Genomic DNA, 16,701 nt, shown 5'->3' on the forward strand with positions numbered 1-16,701 from the left:
TGAGAAGGCCAAGCGTTCGATGGTGTGGGACGACCTCGAGCAGGCGTTCGACAAGGAAGAGACCATCACCGGCAAGATCTCCGGCAAGGTCAAGGGCGGCTTCACGGTCGACATCAAGGACGTCCGCGCATTCCTGCCGGGCTCCCTGGTCGACGTGCGTCCGGTCCGCGACCCGGTCTACCTCGAGGGCAAGGACCTCGAGTTCAAGATCATCAAGCTCGACCGCAAGCGCAACAACGTCGTCGTCAGCCGCCGCGCGGTCGTCGAGACGGAGTTCTCGGAAGAGCGCGAGAAGCTGCTCGAGCGCCTGACCGAAGGCGCGGTCGTGAAGGGTGTGGTGAAAAACCTCACCGATTACGGCGCATTCGTGGACCTCGGCGGCATCGACGGCCTGCTGCACATCACCGACATGGCGTGGAAGCGCGTGCGTCATCCGTCCGAAGTCGTCAACGTCGGCGACGAGCTGGACGTCCGAGTGCTCAAGTACGACCGCGAGCGCAACCGCGTGTCGCTCGGCCTCAAGCAGCTCGGCGACGACCCGTGGGTCGCCATCGCCCGCCGCTACCCGGTCGGCAGCCGCCTGTTCGGCAAGGTCTCCAACGTCACCGATTACGGCTGCTTCGTCGAGATCGAACCGGGCGTCGAAGGCCTGGTGCACGTCTCCGAAATGGACTGGACGAACAAGAACGTCAACCCGGCCAAGGTGGTTCAGGTCGGCGACGAGACGGAAGTCATGGTCCTCGACGTGGACGAAGAGCGTCGTCGTATCTCCCTCGGTATCAAGCAGACCCGCTCGAACCCGTGGGAAGCCTTCGCCGCCATGCACAAGAAGGGCGACAAGGTCTCCGGCCAGATCAAGTCCATCACCGACTTCGGCATCTTCATCGGCCTGGAAGGCGGCATCGATGGTCTCGTCCACCTGTCCGATATCTCGTGGCAGGCCTCGGGTGAAGACCTCGTCCGCAACTTCAAGAAGGGCGACGAAGTCGAGGCCGTGGTCCTGGCCGTCGATCCGGAACGCGAGCGCATCTCCCTCGGCATCAAGCAGATGGAGCAGGATCCGTTCGGCCAGTTCATGGCCACGAATCCGCGCGGCACGGTCCTGACCGGCACGGTCCGGGAAGTCGATGCCAAGGGCGCGCTGATCGACCTCGGCGAAGGTGTCGAGGGCTACATCCGCGCGAACGACATCGCCAAGGAACGCGTCGAGGACGCCACCCAGCACCTGAAGGTCGGCGATTCCGTCGAGGCGAAGTTCACCGGCATGGATCGCAAGGGCCGTCAGCTCCAGCTGTCGATCCGCGCGAAGGACGAGGAAGATCTGGCCGACACCATGGCCGACTACCAGTCCGCCGCTGGTGGCACGACCAAGCTCGGCGCGCTCCTCAAGGAACAGATGAACAAGGCCGACTGACCGTCGGGCGAGGGGCGGCGAACCCGCCCCTCGCTGTTGTTCGATAGATCAATGCGTCAGCTTCAAGAACCACCAGGGGACCCATGACAAAGTCGGAACTGATCGAAGCGCTCGCCCGGCGCCAGACCCACCTTGCCTTCGGCGACGTGGAACTTGCCGTCAAGAGCGTGCTGGAACAGATGAGCCACGCCTTGTCGACAGGCGAGCGCATCGAGATCCGCGGCTTCGGCAGCTTCGCGCTGCACTTCCGTCCGCCGCGCATGGGGCGCAACCCCAAGACCGGTGAGGCCGTGGCACTACCTGGCAAGCACGTACCGCATTTCAAACCCGGCAAGGAATTACGCGAGCGCGTGAACCTTATCGAGGGAACCGACGCCGCGCAGTGACGCGGCGTTTTTTTTACATACTTGAGGCTACCCGTCGCGGGCTCGGCTTTGCCATTGCGTTTTGCTCGGGCACCGGGGCAGGGGAGCCGCCGCGCGCCACCCTGGTCGCTAAGTCCTCGTCCGGCCTACGCCTCCCTGCGGAATCGCTCCCAGGGTGGCGCCCGACAGCTCCTTCCGGTTACTGAGTCGGGTGGGTCGGAGAGCAGAGCATCTGGGGTGCGCTGGATTACATCGAAGCGATCTTTTTTGAAAACCTGCCCATTCACCGAATACAGCCTCCCACCCTTAATCTTATGGTGGCTTCGTGCTCGCACGTTCCATGGCTTCTTTCGCGCCATGCCGCCAGTCACTCGGTGTGATCTCAACGCCGATATACCATTGGCAGGCGATCGCCATGGCCAGCAAGGTAGCGGATATAACGTTGGGCTTGGCAGCGCCGCGAAGTACTGTCTTCATCCTCCGGCTACTTAGCCAAGAACGCGATTTCTGCATGCATGAGGGCTTCATTCGTACGACTGCCTCCAGAAGGCGCGATCGCGGTGGAAGCAGATGCCATCCCATTCAAGGCTTTTCTTCAAGCCTTCTTCCGTGCGCGGCATACGCTCTTCGCACATGGCCTCATAGCAACTTATGACGGAGGATACGCCGTATCTGACCTCGCAGAACTTAGGCAATTTCCACTGCTCACCTCTGGTGAGTTTGTCAGGAGGGAGGATTTCCAGTCCGACATCAGCCGGATTTTCGAAATGCACTTGGAATGAAGGCTCATGCTTGATAAACGGCCAATGCCAGTTTCCAACTTCATGGTCACCGTAAACCTTCTCACATCCGACAAATAACCAAGTGATCAAGAACAGGGCGGCTACAAAGCCGGTCCGTCTTAAAATGCGTTTCAATTGCACCCTCATGGCGCGTCCAGCTTGAATTCGGCGCGAAGCAATTGAGCGATGATGAGGCCGTGAGCGCCAGGGCATGCCCGGCTCGAATCTCTGGATAGGGCAAATTCGCGATGACCACCGAGCGCGCGGATGGGGAAGACGCGTCGCAGCGAGTCCACGAGGTGGCTTAATGACTCGAGTTGGGATTCAGTCGCCGTGTCTTGGATTGTGTCGAAGCGGTCTTTCTGGATGCCAGCCCATTCACTGAATGCACGCCTCCATCCTTCCTCTCTGAAGACTTGCCATACTCCGGGGCCGTGCTTCGCCGCCTCTCCATGGGTACTGAGGTCCGCAAGCAAGACGACGCCAATCCTTCCGGTATTGTCGTCGTGGATGTGGGAACCTTTTCGTCGAATATCGAGTGCCTCATAGATCGTGCCGTGGCAGTCGATAGCATAGTGATAGCTCATCTGTGCGAATCGCTTGCCGTCGATGCCGTTCACGCGATGCAGCGCCTTGACCGGCGCTTCCTTGCAGCTGAAGCTGTTGCCGGCGTGGTGCAGGGCGATGGCATTGTAATTCCAGTCATCTTCCCTGTGGCGTGTCGGCTTGCCATGCCAGTCGGATGCCTCCCTGACCGTTCTTCCCTTGCGTCGGAGCTCGTAAAAAATCGCTTCGCGCGTGCCGGCGCGGTCGTCGACGCGGATGGTCGTGGCGTCGTCCTTGCTGTGGCCGATGCTTGTGCGGATCTGGGTCCGGCGACGCGCGGCATAAGGGAGAGACATATCAGGAACCCTGTGGAACGAGGAAGCCCTTGGGGGCGTCGAAGGTGACGTGGACGTCGCAGAGGGCTTCGTCGGCGGTGCGAATGACGATGTAGCCGTTAAGGTCCAAGGTGACCTCGCCTTTCTCATCGCCAATCGTGACGAAGCAGCGCCGGTTGACGATGGGCTTGCCCGTGGCCGCATCGGTCAGTCGCAGCCAGTGCGCGTAGGAGTGAGGGTTGCTGGGGCGGCTGGGAAACCCATGGGAGGACTCTGGATCGTCGCTGCGGAAAACGGGGCTGTCGTTTCGTGTCGTATCGTTCCTGCTGGAAGACGCCTCGAAGAGACTATCCCCCAGGGCGACCAGTCGATGGCCGCAAGCCAGCAAGTCCCCATCCCCCGCGATGTCCTTGCCGTGGACGCTCACCGGCATCGTCGCATCGGCGACATGCGTGAGGCCGTGCACGTCACAGCGGACCAGAGCGCCCTTGAAGGTGGCCTTCCGGCTGCCGAGTACCAGGCCCGGGGTACCTTGCAGGACCAGGCCGCCGCCCGTGGTCGTATCGCCTTCGCAGGCGACCTGCGTCATACCGTCAATCATCTATCGTCCTCAGCCAGTCGGTAATCCGGTGCAAGTGTTAGTGGGCGGACGTCCGCTGGCTATCGAAGGATTCTGAAAAATCCTGTCATGTGCGGCAAAATGACATCGGTAGCGGGAGGAGCTATCCGGGCCGGCCAATCCGCCGGTTCCGACGGCCCTTTTAACGGCATCCGGGAGCGGCGCGAGCCCTCCGGGCCGCCTGGAGAAGCACAGACGACAGGCAAAAGGCAACCCTGATGCCGCCCGCCAGCACCCACCTCGCGAAATTGCCGGCGAAGCTGTATGAAAAGCCAACCGCGAAGCACCACGCTATTCAGGATTCGGGTACAGTCGCCGGATGCGCTTGATTGTCATCATTTTCCTTTTGCTGTTCATCGCCGCCGGCATCGTTTTCGGCGCGCTGAACGCCGACCTGGCGTCGTTCGACCTGGGCTTCGCACAGCTGTCCTTGCCCAAGGGCGGGGCCATGCTTTCCGCTGTCCTGGCGGGCTGGATCCTCGGAGGCATCACCGCCTGGCTGGGCACGTCTCTGGCCCATCGGCGGCGGCGCCGGCGCGAACGCAAGGTAGCGAACGCGACGGCCGCATGAATCCGATCTGGTTGCTGGCGCTCGTCCCACCCCTGGCCTTTGCCTGCGGCTGGTGGCTCGCCCGTCGAAGCCACGTGCGGCTGTCCGGCGAGCGCGTCAACGAGCTTTCCTCCGATTACTTCCGGGGCCTGAACTACCTCCTCAACGAGGAGCAGGACAAGGCGCTGGAAGTCTTCCTGCGCCTGGCCGAATACAACCGCGACACGGTCGAGACCCACCTCGCGCTGGGCAACCTGTTCCGCAAGCGCGGCGAGGTGGACCGGGCCATACGGCTGCACCAGCACCTGGTGTCGCGACAGGGCCTGTCCGACGAAATGAAGACGGTGGCCTTGCTCGAGCTGGGTGAGGACTATATGCGCGCCGGCCTCCTGGACCGTGCGGAAACATTGTTCTCCGACCTCGTGGCCATGGACGCGCTCGCGCCCTCCGCCTTGCGCCATCTCATCGCCATCTACCAGCACGAGCGCGAGTGGCATAAGGCGATCGACCACGCGCGCCGCCTGGAAGCGATGACCGGCGAAGACGAGTCGGCCATGATCGCCCAGTTCTATTGCGAGCTGGCCGAGCAGTCACGCCAGCATGGCGCACGCACGGAGGCGCGCGATTATATCCGTGACGCCTTCGCCTGCCAGGAAGACTGCGTTCGCGCGCATATGATCGCCGGTCGCCTGTCTTCCGAAGACGGCGAGCTGGAGCAGGCGGTCGCGTCGTACGAGGCCGCCATCGCCGCGGACATCGCGTTCGTTCCCGAGATATTGCCGCCTCTGCTGAATTGCTACGCGCGCTCGCAGCAGATGGATCGCGCCGAAACGTTCCTGCGCGAGATCATGGAGCGCTACCACGGCATCTCGCCCGTGCTGGCGCTGACCCGCCTGTACGAGGGCAGGGACGGCGAGCGCACGGCCATCGACTTCCTTACCGGCCAGCTGCGCAAGCGTCCTTCCGTGCGCGGCCTCATGGCGCTGATCGACGCCACCATGGACAAGGTCTCGGGCGAGGCGCGCGAGAACTACCTGATCCTGCGCGACCTCACCCGCAAGCTCCTCGAGGGCCAGGCCATGTACCGCTGCAGCCGTTGCGGCTTCGGCGCAAAGGCGCACCATTGGCAGTGCCCCAGCTGCAAGAGCTGGGGCACGGTCCGGCCCATACACGGCGTCGCGAACGAATGACACCGTCCGCCGCCGACGCCGGCACCTATGCCATCGGTTGCGTGCTCGCCGCATTCGTCGTTTCCTTCGGAAGCGTCAGGGTGGCGATCGCCTATGCACAGCGGCGCGGCATGGTCGATACCCCAGGCCATCGCCGGTCGCACACGATGCCCACTCCGCGTGGGGGAGGCATCGGCATCGTTCTCGGCGCCCTGGTGGGCATGCCCGCCAGCTTGCTTATCCTCCCTGGCTCGCCGGGCGCGGCGACGGTGGGTGCTTTCACGGTGGCGACCATCGCCGTGGCCGCGATCGGCTGGCTGGACGACCACGGCTCGCTGCCGATCCGCCCGCGGCTGTTCATCCAGCTGGCCGCCACGCTTCTCCTGTGCGTCGCCATCGCCACCGGTACCGCCAGCCTGCTCTGGGCTATCCCGCTCCTGCTGGCCGGCGTGTGGTGCATCAACCTGCATAACTTCATGGATGGTATCGACGCCCTGGCCGCCCAGCAGGCCATGTTCTTCGGCGTCGCCTCCGCAGCCCTGGCCTGGGCCGCGGGCAGCCCGGCGATCGCCGGGGCGGGGCTTGCCATGGCAGCGGCGGCCCTGGGCTTCTGGTGGTTCAACCGCTCGCCCGCCCGGATTTTCATGGGCGACGTGGGCAGCGGAACGCTTGGGCTCCTGGTTTTTGCGATTTCAGCGATGTCATGGGCTTTTCGCACGAACTTGCTCTGGCCTTCGTTGATCTTCTCGTCGGCCTTCGTTGTCGACGCGACCTTGACGTTGCTCGTGCGAATGCTGCGCGGTGCGCGCTGGTACACTCCGCACCGCGAACACCTTTATCAGTGGCTCGTGAGACGGGGGGCGTCACACAGGAAGGTGGCCACGGGCTACCTCGCATGGAACGTTCTCGTCTGTATTCCTGTCGCATGGATCGCGTTCCGCTCGCCAGCGGCGGCGCCCGCGTGCTTCGGGGTGGTGTACCTGCTGGGGGCGGCGGTCTGGCGTTTTGGCAAGCGTTACGGCTTGCGTCGAAGGGAGCGACATGTTTCTGCGTAAGTTCATCGGCATCATCCATCCCCGAACGGCGGTCGTGGCTCACGACCTCGCCATGTCCGCGCTGGCGTGGTGGATCGCCAAGGCGTTGCGCTATGCGTTGATGCCGGACCTCGCGCCGGTGACCTACCTGCCGATGGAATTTCCCATCGTGCTGCTGGTCCAGGGGGCGGTCTTCAACTGGACCGGCCTCTACAAGGGGGTATGGCGCTTCGCCAGCCTGCCCGATCTATGGAACATCATCCGTGCCACCGTGATCGGCGCGCTGATCATCGGCCTCGCGATGGTCATGTACGCGCGCCTCGACGGTGTGCCGCGTTCAGTCCTGCTGGTTTACCCGGTGGTCCTCGTGGTGCTGCTGGGCCTTCCCCGGCTCAGCTACCGCTTCTGGAAGGACAGCCGCATCGACCTGTTCCAGTCGGTGCCTACCAAGCGGGTGCTGATCGTCGGCGCGGACCGCGCCGGCGAGGCGCTGTCGCGCGACCTGCGTCGCGACAGCCGCTACAGCGTCATCGGATTCGTCGACGACAACCTCGCGCTGCGCGGCGCGCAGATCAGCGGCATCCCGGTACTCGGTACGGTCGACCAGCTGGCCGAACTGTCCAAGGCCGTAGCGGTGCAGATGCTGCTCATCGCCGTGCCCGGGGCGACCACCGCGCAGATGCGCCGGATCGTGGCGTTCTGCGAGAGCACCGGCCTGCCGTTCCGCACCGTGCCGCGTCTCGAGGACGTCGTCGCCGGGCGGGCGCAGTTCAACGAGATCAAGGAAGTAGCCATCGAGGACCTGCTCGGCCGCGACGCGGTGGAGCTGGACTGGACGGCCATCCGCGAAAATATCAGCGGCCGGCGCGTGCTGGTCACCGGCGGTGGTGGTTCGATCGGTTCGGAGTTGTGCCGGCAGGTGGCCCGCCTTGGCGCGAGTTCGCTCACGGTCGTCGAGATGTCGGAGTACAACCTTTACCGCATCGGCCAGGAACTGACTTCGGCGTATCCCGAACTCATCTTCAACGGTGTACTGGCGGACGCGCGCGACGCGACGGCGGTCAACCGCCTGTTCGAAGAGACACAGCCGCAGATCGTCTTCCACGCCTCGGCGTACAAGCACGTCCCCATGCTGCAGGGTCAGCTGCGCGAGGCTTTCCGGAACAATGTGATTGGCACGCGCATCGTGGCGGACGCGGCGGTGCGCTGCGGTGCCGAGTCCTTCGTGCTGATTTCCACCGACAAGGCAGTGAATCCCACGTCGGTGATGGGCGCCTGCAAGCGCATGGCGGAAATCTGGTGCCAGAACCTCGCAGCGCATACTTCGACACGTTTCATTACGGTGCGATTCGGTAACGTGCTGGACTCCGCCGGTTCGGTGGTCCCGCTGTTCCGCAGGCAGATTCGCCAAGGCGGTCCGGTGACGATCACCCATCCGGAGATCTCGCGCTATTTCATGACCATTCCCGAGGCCTGCCAGCTGATCCTCCAGGCGGCGAGCCTCGGCAAGGGTGGCGAGATCTTCGCGCTCGACATGGGCGATCCGGTGAAGATCCGCGACCTCGCCGAGCAGATGATTCGCCTGGCGGGCAAGCGGCCTGGCTCGGACATCCAGATCGTGTACACCGGACTGCGATCCGGCGAGAAATTGTTCGAGGAACTGTTCCACCCACTGGAGAACTACACGAGCACGACACACGCGAAGATATTCCAGGCCCAGCATCGCCAGGTGTCCTGGGAGCTGCTGCAGACGCAGCTTGCACGCGCCCAGGAGGCCGTGACCGCGTTTGATGAAGAAACCCTGCGCCGGTGCGTGTCGCAGTTGCTGCCGTCCTTCCGTTGGAGCGAGCCGCAGACCGACAACGTGCTGCCGCTACGCCGTAACGAAAGTGGAGACATTGCATGACCCAACCCCTGCGCAAGGTCGTATTTCCCGTAGCCGGCCTCGGTACGCGATTCCTTCCCGCGACGAAGGTGGTGGCCAAGGAAATGCTGCCGGTGCTGGACCGTCCGCTGATCCAGTATGCGGTGGACGAAGCCGTGGATGCGGGTGCCGACACGCTGGTGTTCGTCACCAACCGGTACAAGCACGCGATCGCCGACTACTTCGACAAGGCTTACGAGCTCGAGGAAAAACTCGCCGAGAAGAACAAGGACGAGTTGCTCTCCATCCTGCGAGGCATCCTCCCGCGCCACGTGCGCTGCGTGTTCGTCACCCAGCCGGAGGCCCTCGGCCTTGGCGACGCCGTGCTGCGCGCGGCGCCGGTGGTGGGCAACGAGCGCTTCGGCGTCATGCTTCCGGACGACCTGATCTGGAACAAGGGCAAGGGCGCGCTGCGCCAGATGGCCGAAGTGGCCGACGCCAACCAGGCAGGCGTCATCGCCGTCGAGGAAGTGCCCGAGAAGGACACGGACAAGTACGGCATCGTAGATGCGAAGGAACGGCTCAGCGACCGCGCCAGCGTCATCACGCACATGGTGGAAAAGCCCAAGCCGGCGGATGCACCCTCGAACCTCGCCGTGGTGGGCCGCTACGTGCTGCCGTCCGAGATCTTCGACTACCTCAAGAACACGAAGGAAGGCGCGGGCGGAGAGATCCAGCTCACCGACGCCATCGAGAACCTGCTGAAGGACAAGGGTAGGGTGCTGGCCTACCGTTTCGAAGGCACGCGCTTCGACTGCGGCAACAAGGCAGGCCTCGTGCGCGCGACGATGGCCATGGCACTGGAAGATCCGAAGCTCGCACCGATTGTGTGGGAGTTCGCGAACAAGGCCGCCATCCCGGCCTGACAAGCCATTGTAGGAGCGCGCCCTGCGCGCGACAGGTTTTCGCGAGAAGCTACAAAGTTTGCAGTTCTTGGCGAAAACCTGTCGCGCGCAAGGCGCGCTCCTACAGTTCCGGACTCAGCGAATCGGCAGCGTCGGCAGGAACTTCGGCCGGCGGAAGCCTTTCGCCTTCTGCTCCACGCCGTAAGCGATGGCGATCAGCGTCGGCTCGCTCCATTTCGCACCGAAGAACACTACGCCTATCGGCAACTCGTGGGCGAACTCCACGGGCAGGGTGATCGAAGGATAGCCGGCGATGGCCGCTGGCGCAGACACGCCACCGACCGTCGGATCGCCGCTGACCACGTGGTCGCCCAGCACCATGTCGTTGACGAAGGCCGGTCCCCAGCTCGGGGCGAGCAGGGCGTCGAGTTTGTCCTTCGCAAGCGCCGCGTCGATGCCTTCCGGTCCGGCAAGACGCTTGTTCCTGTCGCGCATGTCGATGTACTTCGGGTCGTCCAGGCCGCCCTTGGCCTGTGCAGCGAGAAACAGTTCCTGTCCGAACCACGGCATTTCCTTCGCCGCCTCGCGCTCGTTGAACGCGATCAGGTCGGCCAGCGTCTTCATGGGCTGATCGGGACGGGTAGCGAGGTAGGCGGCGATATCGTGCTTGAACTCGTAGAGCAACACGTCGATCTCGTGTTCGCTCAGTTCCTTCAGATGGGGAATCTCCACGTTGTCGACGACGGTCGCGCCCTGTGCCCTCAGCAGCACGATGGTGTGCTCGAGGGCGCGATCGGCATTCGGCTCGATGCCGGCCAGTGCCCGCACCACGCCGATACGCTTGCCGCGCAGCGCGTTCGGATCGAGGAACTTCGTGTAATCGGTGGCGTGCTTGTCCGCTTCGACGGTGGCGGAATCGCGCGGGTCGCTGCCGGCGATGGCGCCGAGCACCGCCGCGGCATCGGCGACGCTGCGCGCCATCGGGCCGGCCGTGTCCTGGCTATGCGAAATGGGCACGATGCCGGCGCGGCTAACCAGACCCACGGTCGGCTTGATGCCGACGAGGCCGTTCATCGACGCGGGGCAGATGATCGAGCCGTCGGTCTCGCTGCCGATCGCCGCGGTGGCGAGACCGGCGGCGATGGCGGCACCCGATCCCGCACTGGAGCCGCAGGCATTGCGGTCGAGCACGTAGGGATTCACGGTAAGGCCGCCGCGCCCCGTCCAGCCACTGGTCGCGTGGTTGGAGCGCATGTTCGCCCACTCGCTCAGGTTGGTCTTGCCCAGGATGATCGCCCCGGCCTTGCGCAAACGCGCGGCCACTTCGGAATCGTGCGGCGCGGGCTTCACCGTGAGCGCCAGCGAGCCGGCACTGGTCATCATGCGGTCGCCTGTGTCGATGTTGTCCTTGAGCAGGATGGGGATGCCGGCGAGGGGCCCCGATTTGCCGCTCTTCCGGGCGATATCCAGCGCGTCGGGATTGACCTCGAGCACCGAGTTGATCGTCGGGCCGGCGTTATCCATGGTCGCGATGCGATCGAGGAAGAGCCGGGTGAGGCCCTCAGGCGTCAATGCGCCGGAGGCATAGGCAGCACGCACCGTGGCGACGGAAGCGAAGGCATCGTCTTCGCCGGCGTCCCGGGCCTGGGCGGCGGAAGCCACGTGGAACGACAACGCCATGGCGGCGGCGAGGGCCAAAGGCCGGGTCGAGCGATGCTGCATCGGTGTTCCCCTGGGATCGGACGAAGCGTCGCACCCATCTTAACCGGATGACCCGGGGCATATACTGAGGCGATGCCATGCCCGGGGCGCAGTGCGCCCCGGGCCCAGCCAACGTAACGCCAGGGAGTGCCACATGCGTCGTCTCCTTCGCCGGCTGCTCGTAGCGGCCGCCGTGCTCTGTGCCATTCCGGTACCGGCCGCCGATTCGCCCGCGGTACCCGACACGCTGGTCCAGCGTATCGCCGCCTGCACGAGTTGCCATGGCGAGCATGGGGAGGGCGGCGACAACGGATTCAATCCCCGCCTTGCCGGCAAGCCGGCGGGATACCTGCACCGCCAGATGCAGGACTTCCAGCACGGCCTGCGTCACTACGAGATCATGGAATACATGGTCGCGCCGTTGACCGATGCCTACATGCAGGAGATCGCGGAATACTTTGCCGGGCAGGACGTGCCATATGCGAGGCATCCCGTGCCCACGACGACGCCCGCGGCGATGGCGCGCGGCGAGCAGTTGGTGACGCATGGCGATCCGGCGCGCGGCGTGCCGGCCTGCATGGCCTGCCACGGTCCGAACCTGACGGGCGTGCAGCCGGACATCCCCGGTCTGGTGGGCCTGCCATACGATTACATCAGTGCACAGCTCGGTGCGTGGCGTACGAATACCCGCAGCACCGTCGAGCCCGACTGCATGGCGACGGTCGCCGCCCGGCTGAGTGATGCAGACATCAGCGCCGTGTCCGCCTGGCTGGCGCAGCGCCCGGTTCCTGCCGATGCGCACGCGGAACCGCCGGGCGCCGTGAAGCCGCCGCTGCGTTGCGGCGTGCTAGGAGCCGAGGGATGAAGATGTCCTCCCGCCTGTTCGTGTGGCTTGCGCTATCCCTCGCCGCCACGGTCGCATGCGCCACCGACGATGTGCAGCACGGCAAGTATCTCGCCACGCTCGGCGACTGTGCCGCCTGCCATACGCCGCGTAACGGTGAGCCGTTCTCAGGTGGCCGCGTCGTGCCGACGCCGTTCGGTGCGATTCCCTCGCCGAACCTCACGCCCGATCGTGAAACGGGTCTCGGCCACTGGACCGCCGATGATTTCTACCGCGCCATGCATTCCGGCATGGGTCACGATGGCACCTCGCTGTATCCCGCGTTTCCGTTCACTTCGTATACGAAGGCTACGCGCGCGGACACGGACGCGATCTTCGCCTACCTGCGCAGCCTCCCGGCGGTGAAGCGCGCCGGCACACCCAACACGCTGCGCTGGCCGTACAGCGTGCGTTCGCTGATGGGCGCATGGCGCGCGCTCTACTTCGACGAAGGCGAATACCAGCCCGATCCGAAGCGTTCGGCAGCCTGGAACCGCGGTGCCTACCTCGTGGAGGGTCTCGGCCATTGCAACGAATGCCATGCGCGCCGCAATAGTTTCGGGGCGATGGTGCAGGAGCCTTTCCTCGCAGGCGGCATCGTTCCGGTGCAGAACTGGTACGCGCCCGACCTCTCGATGGGCACCAACGGAGGCCTTGCCGGCTGGAGCGAGGCCGATCTGGTCGCGCTGCTGAAAGCGGGCCGCTCGGCCAAAGGAACAGCGTTCGGACCCATGGCCGAGGTAGTGATGCGCAGCACGCAGCACCTCGACGACGCAGACCTGGTGGCGATGGCGACGTACCTGAAGTCATTGCCCGATCGCGACGCGCCACCAGAACGCGAGTCGGCGGTGGACGCGCGGGAGATGGCACTGAAGGGCCAGAAGATCTACGCGCAGCAGTGCGCGGCGTGCCATGCCGCCGATGGCCGTGGCAAGGGCGAGGCGTATCCACCGCTGGACGGCAACGGATCGGTCACGGATCCCACGGGCATCAACACCATCCGTATCGTCCTGTCGGGCGGCTTCGCGCCCGTAACGAAGGACAATCCACGGCCTTATTCGATGCCGCCGTTCACGCAGACGCTCAACGACGAGGACGCGGCAGCTGTCGTGACGTACATCCGGCAGGCGTGGTCGAACAAGGCGGCTTCAGTGTCGCCTGGAGATGTACGCGCTTACCGTTCGACGCCGGGCGACTGAGCCGCGACGAGATCAGCCATCGCCTGCCAGGTGCGCAGGTCCCAGGACCTTCGCGCCTGGCCGGAGGGCGAGGGCAGCACAAAGGCCGGCGCACCGCCGAACCGCGCTTCCTGCAGGCCGTAAGCGATGCCTCTGCCGAGCGCGGCCGTGGCACCGTGCTTGCTGGTGAAGGCGAGGGCGCCCGGTGCGTAGTGCTCGATCTTGGTACGCAGTGCGGCGACGTCGAAGGCATCGATGGGCAATTCGGCATCGTTGCCGTGGTGAAACTTCGAAAGATCGGTCAGCCCGATCCCGAACGTCGGCAGCAGAGGGTACTCCGCGGGCGCGAGCAGCCGCGGTGTCAGTCCCACGGCAAACAACGCCCGCCAGAACATGTTGCCTGGGTGAGCGTAGTAGGCTCCCTCACGCGCTGACCTCGTGCCGGCTGCGGTGCCGCAAAGTACCAGCTGCAGGCCAGGCCGCAGCACGTCGGGCAACACGACGCTTTCCGTGGAGAGGTGAGTGGGCATGGCAGCACTTTACCGCGGCCGGTGACTTGATCGGCTGTCAGCTGCGCCGGAGAAGGGTTCTGATGCGCGCCCTGACTTCGTCTTCGATGGAGCGGCCGTCCTGTGCTTCTCGCTCGACCCGTCCGGCTGGCCGGGCTTCAAATGGGCACGCCGAAAAGCGCTTCTTCGGTAATTCGCCGGCCAGCAGATAGCGACTCACTGCCTGTTCGGCGCAGGGCGCGGCCGAACTCCCGAACACGCCATGATCGTTCATGCCCAACGCGACCACCATATAGGCCCCGGGAGAAGCAATGAATGCCTTTCTTGCCAGGGCCAGCGGCGTGGCCGGATCGAACTCCGCCTGTACGATCAGAAGCGGTGGTGCCTTCGCCAGCTCTGTCAGCGATGGTCTCCAGCGGGTAGGAAACGGCCAGTTGCGACAGAGCAGCCCAAGGGAGATATGGTTCGATGCGGCGGCCGGATACAGAGCCATATGGCTCTGGGCCATCGCCCGCAGGCTACCGGCATCGTTGCGCCAGGGTGTGTCCCCACAAATAACAGCGGTGTAAACGGCCTCGTCCACATGCGATGGAACCGTACCGAGGAGCGGCGCGAGGTCGATCGCTCTATCGCGGATGGCGGTGTCCAGTTCCTCCGTCTGGCTGAAGTGACGGCTTCTGATCAAGTCGAGCAGTCGTGCACTGTCGATCTTCGGTTCATGGCGGAGCCACTCGCCCATGACCAACACGGCCACAAGATCTTCCGGTGACTTGACAGCGTACACCCAGGATGCAAGCGCCCGGGGCGGCAACTGCCTGATGCGCTCGAGGACAGCTCCGCCATCGCTGCCCAGGCCATACCGCGCATCGGATACGGCGGGTGCCAGCGCAAACCGGTGGAACATCGACTGGCGTTCCGGGGCCCCGGCGTTCAGTTGATCCTCGAAGGTGCCGCTGTAATTCATGGACGAATCGAGCACGATACGACCGGCGTACTGTGGGAACGTGGCGGCGTAGGCGGCACCCACCCAGGTTCCATACGAGTAGCCGAGGAAATTCATGACGGGTTCGCCCAAAGCCCTGCGGGCCAGCTCCATGTCACCGACATGGTGTTGGGTACCCATGAATTGCCTTCGCCAGTCGCTACAGGCTTCGGAAGCGCGCTTGCTCCCGTCGATCATCTTTACCCATTGCCGATCGTCGTCTGCGTTGAACCGCGGATCATGCACATCGAGACCCGGACAGTGGACAGGCGTGCTGCCTTCCAGGCCTCGCGGAATCACCGCGACCAAGTCGTATTGGTCCGACAGGCGTCGTGTATCGCCATCGAGCGGATCGTTGGCCGCCGACATCGACCACAGGTACACCATGCCCGGAAGGATATCGATCGGATTGGCACCGGGGCCGCCGAAGTTGAAGAAGATTGCGCCTTGTTTTCGGGACGGTTGCCCCGCCTTCACTCGTACCAGTCCGACGGGCAGCGTGCCTGCGTACACCGTAGTCGACGGTGCCGAATTCTCGGCCAATGCGGTCATCGTGCCGCATTCGAGGCGGCCTGCCAGGTACGCCACAATGGCATCCGGGACAGCATCCGGAGGACACGCCTTCCAGGAGATAGGAGGGATTCCGTGCATGGGAACAGTCCCTGCGGTTACGGCTGTAGACGCTGCAATAGCAAGGAAGGCGGCAACCAGCCATCGGCTACGTTGGGGTGTCATGGAGTCTGTCCTGAAAGGAATGGGTCAGCTGCGCCGCAGGATTTCTTTCAGACGTGCCCTTACTTCACTTATGCCTGGTTGCGAGGCTCCGTGAATTCTGGATGGCGTCTGTGCCCTGAATTCGCATTTCGAGAAGCGGGCATACGGCACTTCGCCTCGAAGAAAGTAAACGCCGACACCGCGTTCGACGCAGTAGGTATGCGACATCCCGAAGACGCCATGACCGTACATCCCCTCGGCCACGATCATGAAGGCACCCGGCGACGCGACGAAAGCGTTGTTGGTGGACCTCAGCGAAGCGACGGGATCGAATTCGGCCTGGATTATCAAAAGCGGTGGTGCTTTCGCCAGTTCCGTGAGTGGCGGACGCCACCGCGCAGAAGAACGCCAGTGATGGCAGACCGCGCCGGTATTGATGTGGTCGGACGCAGCCGCGGGATACAGGACGGCATGGCTCATGGCCATGGAGCGCAGGCTATCGAGATGCTTGCGCCAGGGCGTGTCCCCGCAGACGAGGCCGTAATAGACGTATGGGTTGATGCCCGCAGCCAGTTCGGTCGATTCACGCGTGATGTAAGCCAGGCCCAGTGCTGCGTCGCGGATCGTGTCATTCACTTCCTCCTTGGCATGGAAGCGGTGCTGCACGATACGCCGTACCCAATGGTTCAGATCGACATGCGGTTCAGCGCGGAACCAATCGGACATGGCAAGTGCGGCGACCAGTTCTGCCGGCGTGCCGATGGCCCAAGCCCAAGCTTTCCGGACCTGATAAGGCATCTCCCTGAGTCGTTGCAAGGCGGTGTCGGCATCGATGCCGTAGTCGGGATCGGCAACGGCTGGAAGCAGCGCACGCTGGGTGAATAGAGTCTGGAAGTCGTGCGACTGATCGTCCAGCTGATCCTCGAACGAGCCCGTGAAGTTCCCCGGCGAATCGAGCACCATGCGTCCGGCATGTTCGGGATAAGTCGCCGCGTAAAACGCGCCTGTCCAGGCACCGTAGGAATAACCGAGGAAATTCAGGGACGGCTCGCCCAGCGAAAGGCGGGCCCGTTCCATGTCCTGCACGTGCTGCAGGGTCCCCATGTAGTCATCGATCTCGTTCTTGTTGCAGGCATGGGCGACGGCTTTGC

The 16,701-nt window shown here is 64.1% G+C and carries 17 protein-coding genes; 9 read left to right on the top strand and 8 right to left on the bottom strand.

Annotated features, from left to right (window positions below):
* Together rpsA and VGM71_RS01710 are read left to right on the top strand one after the other, a co-directional pair.
* Positions 1 to 1,414 (top strand): 30S ribosomal protein S1 (gene rpsA, locus VGM71_RS01705; protein ID WP_331542047.1); only part of this gene is annotated, 1,414 nt, incomplete at its 5' end.
* Positions 1,415 to 1,497: 83 nt separating this feature from the next.
* Positions 1,498 to 1,800 (top strand): integration host factor subunit beta, encoded by a 303-nt coding sequence (locus tag VGM71_RS01710; RefSeq protein WP_331542049.1) that lies wholly within the window; start codon positions 1,498 to 1,500, stop codon positions 1,798 to 1,800.
* Positions 1,801 to 2,091: 291 nt separating this feature from the next.
* On the opposite strand, the gene VGM71_RS01715 is transcribed toward VGM71_RS01710, so the two are convergent.
* The 4 genes from VGM71_RS01715 to VGM71_RS01730 are packed head-to-tail and all read right to left on the bottom strand — an operon-like array spanning position 2,092 to position 4,043.
* Entirely contained in the window at positions 2,092 to 2,256 is a 165-nt protein-coding gene (locus VGM71_RS01715; RefSeq protein ID WP_331542050.1) for a hypothetical protein, read from the bottom strand.
* A 47-nt stretch (positions 2,257 to 2,303) separates the two neighbouring features.
* Entirely contained in the window at positions 2,304 to 2,708 is a 405-nt protein-coding gene (locus VGM71_RS01720) for a hypothetical protein (protein ID WP_331542051.1), read from the bottom strand.
* Entirely contained in the window at positions 2,705 to 3,463 is a 759-nt protein-coding gene (locus VGM71_RS01725; RefSeq protein ID WP_331542052.1) for an N-acetylmuramoyl-L-alanine amidase, read from the bottom strand. Before VGM71_RS01725 ends, VGM71_RS01720 begins: the two co-directional genes overlap by 4 nt.
* A 1-nt stretch (position 3,464) precedes the next feature.
* Positions 3,465 to 4,043 carry a PAAR domain-containing protein gene (locus VGM71_RS01730; RefSeq protein WP_331542053.1) on the bottom strand — a complete coding sequence of 193 codons (579 nt, stop codon included), beginning with the start codon at positions 4,041 to 4,043 and terminating at the stop codon, positions 3,465 to 3,467.
* 337 nt (positions 4,044 to 4,380) lie between these two features.
* Between VGM71_RS01730 and VGM71_RS01735 the strand changes: the two genes are divergently transcribed.
* From VGM71_RS01735 to galU, 5 genes are read left to right on the top strand one after another with little or no spacing between them, the layout of a single operon-like run.
* Entirely contained in the window at positions 4,381 to 4,632 is a 252-nt protein-coding gene (locus VGM71_RS01735) for a lipopolysaccharide assembly protein LapA domain-containing protein (RefSeq protein ID WP_331542054.1), read from the top strand.
* A complete protein-coding gene (gene lapB / locus VGM71_RS01740; RefSeq protein WP_331542055.1) occupies positions 4,629 to 5,801 on the top strand; it encodes a lipopolysaccharide assembly protein LapB in 1,173 nt (390 codons plus the stop codon). Before VGM71_RS01735 ends, lapB begins: the two co-directional genes overlap by 4 nt.
* A complete protein-coding gene (locus tag VGM71_RS01745; protein ID WP_331542056.1) occupies positions 5,798 to 6,835 on the top strand; it encodes a glycosyltransferase family 4 protein in 1,038 nt (345 codons plus the stop codon). Before lapB ends, VGM71_RS01745 begins: the two co-directional genes overlap by 4 nt.
* Positions 6,822 to 8,720 carry a nucleoside-diphosphate sugar epimerase/dehydratase gene (locus tag VGM71_RS01750; protein WP_331542057.1) on the top strand — a complete coding sequence of 633 codons (1,899 nt, stop codon included), beginning with the start codon at positions 6,822 to 6,824 and terminating at the stop codon, positions 8,718 to 8,720. The genes VGM71_RS01745 and VGM71_RS01750 overlap by 14 nt, the downstream gene beginning before the upstream one ends.
* Positions 8,717 to 9,604: a UTP--glucose-1-phosphate uridylyltransferase GalU gene (gene galU, locus VGM71_RS01755; RefSeq protein ID WP_331542058.1), complete on the top strand. Its 888-nt coding sequence runs from the start codon at positions 8,717 to 8,719 to the stop codon at positions 9,602 to 9,604. Before VGM71_RS01750 ends, galU begins: the two co-directional genes overlap by 4 nt.
* Positions 9,605 to 9,718: 114 nt before the next feature.
* On the opposite strand, the gene VGM71_RS01760 is transcribed toward galU, so the two are convergent.
* Positions 9,719 to 11,305 (bottom strand): amidase, encoded by a 1,587-nt coding sequence (locus VGM71_RS01760; protein ID WP_331542059.1) that lies wholly within the window; start codon positions 11,303 to 11,305, stop codon positions 9,719 to 9,721.
* Positions 11,306 to 11,438: 133 nt separating this feature from the next.
* Between VGM71_RS01760 and VGM71_RS01765 the strand changes: the two genes are divergently transcribed.
* Entirely contained in the window at positions 11,439 to 12,149 is a 711-nt protein-coding gene (locus VGM71_RS01765) for a c-type cytochrome (RefSeq protein WP_331542060.1), read from the top strand.
* Positions 12,146 to 13,366 (top strand): cytochrome c, encoded by a 1,221-nt coding sequence (locus tag VGM71_RS01770; RefSeq protein WP_331542061.1) that lies wholly within the window; start codon positions 12,146 to 12,148, stop codon positions 13,364 to 13,366. Before VGM71_RS01765 ends, VGM71_RS01770 begins: the two co-directional genes overlap by 4 nt.
* Here the strand turns inward: VGM71_RS01770 and VGM71_RS01775 are convergent.
* The 3 genes from VGM71_RS01775 to VGM71_RS01785 form a co-directional block, all read right to left on the bottom strand.
* Entirely contained in the window at positions 13,342 to 13,875 is a 534-nt protein-coding gene (locus tag VGM71_RS01775; protein WP_331542062.1) for a mismatch-specific DNA-glycosylase, read from the bottom strand. The two genes, VGM71_RS01770 and VGM71_RS01775, sit on opposite strands and share 25 nt — an antisense overlap.
* 37 nt (positions 13,876 to 13,912) lie before the next feature.
* Positions 13,913 to 15,388, bottom strand: coding sequence for an alpha/beta hydrolase (locus VGM71_RS01780; RefSeq protein WP_331542063.1), 1,476 nt, complete (start codon positions 15,386 to 15,388; stop codon positions 13,913 to 13,915).
* Positions 15,389 to 15,595: 207 nt separating this feature from the next.
* A complete protein-coding gene (locus VGM71_RS01785; RefSeq protein WP_331542064.1) occupies positions 15,596 to 16,654 on the bottom strand; it encodes an alpha/beta fold hydrolase in 1,059 nt (352 codons plus the stop codon).
* Between the last annotated feature and the right edge of the window lie 47 nt (positions 16,655 to 16,701).

The sequence above is a fragment of the Luteibacter sp. genome, assembly GCF_036499525.1.
Classification (GTDB): domain Bacteria; phylum Pseudomonadota; class Gammaproteobacteria; order Xanthomonadales; family Rhodanobacteraceae; genus Luteibacter.

Bases quoted from the DNA above. Each gene is read 5' to 3' on its own strand.
- VGM71_RS01765 (WP_331542060.1), top strand. From the start codon at position 11,439: ATGCGTCGTCTCCTTCGCCGGCTGCTCGTAGCGGCCGCCGTGCTCTGT.
- VGM71_RS01725 (WP_331542052.1), bottom strand. From the start codon at position 3,463: ATGTCTCTCCCTTATGCCGCGCGTCGCCGGACCCAGATCCGCACAAGC.
- galU (WP_331542058.1), top strand. From the start codon at position 8,717: ATGACCCAACCCCTGCGCAAGGTCGTATTTCCCGTAGCCGGCCTCGGT.
- VGM71_RS01785 (WP_331542064.1), bottom strand. From the start codon at position 16,654: ATGGGGACCCTGCAGCACGTGCAGGACATGGAACGGGCCCGCCTTTCG.
- VGM71_RS01715 (WP_331542050.1), bottom strand. From the start codon at position 2,256: ATGAAGACAGTACTTCGCGGCGCTGCCAAGCCCAACGTTATATCCGCT.
- VGM71_RS01760 (WP_331542059.1), bottom strand. From the start codon at position 11,305: ATGCAGCATCGCTCGACCCGGCCTTTGGCCCTCGCCGCCGCCATGGCG.
- VGM71_RS01750 (WP_331542057.1), top strand. From the start codon at position 6,822: ATGTTTCTGCGTAAGTTCATCGGCATCATCCATCCCCGAACGGCGGTC.
- VGM71_RS01730 (WP_331542053.1), bottom strand. From the start codon at position 4,043: ATGATTGACGGTATGACGCAGGTCGCCTGCGAAGGCGATACGACCACG.
- lapB (WP_331542055.1), top strand. From the start codon at position 4,629: ATGAATCCGATCTGGTTGCTGGCGCTCGTCCCACCCCTGGCCTTTGCC.
- VGM71_RS01770 (WP_331542061.1), top strand. From the start codon at position 12,146: ATGAAGATGTCCTCCCGCCTGTTCGTGTGGCTTGCGCTATCCCTCGCC.
- VGM71_RS01780 (WP_331542063.1), bottom strand. From the start codon at position 15,388: ATGACCGCATTGGCCGAGAATTCGGCACCGTCGACTACGGTGTACGCA.
- VGM71_RS01745 (WP_331542056.1), top strand. From the start codon at position 5,798: ATGACACCGTCCGCCGCCGACGCCGGCACCTATGCCATCGGTTGCGTG.
- VGM71_RS01775 (WP_331542062.1), bottom strand. From the start codon at position 13,875: ATGCCCACTCACCTCTCCACGGAAAGCGTCGTGTTGCCCGACGTGCTG.
- VGM71_RS01720 (WP_331542051.1), bottom strand. From the start codon at position 2,708: ATGAGGGTGCAATTGAAACGCATTTTAAGACGGACCGGCTTTGTAGCC.
- VGM71_RS01710 (WP_331542049.1), top strand. From the start codon at position 1,498: ATGACAAAGTCGGAACTGATCGAAGCGCTCGCCCGGCGCCAGACCCAC.
- VGM71_RS01735 (WP_331542054.1), top strand. From the start codon at position 4,381: ATGCGCTTGATTGTCATCATTTTCCTTTTGCTGTTCATCGCCGCCGGC.